Source organism: Paenibacillus xylanilyticus (genome assembly GCF_013359935.1).
GTDB classification, from domain to species: Bacteria; Bacillota; Bacilli; order Paenibacillales; family Paenibacillaceae; genus Paenibacillus; species Paenibacillus xylanilyticus.
In genome coordinates this window covers 1-271 of sequence record NZ_JABMCB010000002.1, presented here as the reverse complement: position 1 = coordinate 271, position 271 = coordinate 1, and the positions used below count along the sequence as shown (strand labels likewise).

Sequence of the window (271 nt, the reverse complement as noted above, 5' to 3'; positions counted from 1 at the left end):
GCGTCACTACCCTACTGCGTCCCCCCATTGCTCATAACGGCTTACGGTGGTACAGGAATTTCGACCTGTTGTCCTTCGACTACGCCTTTCGGCCTCGCCTTAGGTCCCGACTTACCCTGAGCGGACGAGCCTTCCTCAGGAACCCTTAGGCTTTCGGCGGATCAGATTCTCACTGATCTTTTCGTTACTCATACCGGCATTCTCACTTGTATAATGTCCAGCGCTCCTTACGGTACACCTTCAACCCTTATACAACGCTCCCCTACCCCTG

The 271-nt window shown here is 53.9% G+C and carries 1 rRNA gene; it reads right to left on the bottom strand.

Annotated elements, in window-relative coordinates:
• A 23S ribosomal RNA gene (locus tag HP552_RS00010) occupies nt 1-271 on the bottom strand; the annotation flags it as partial.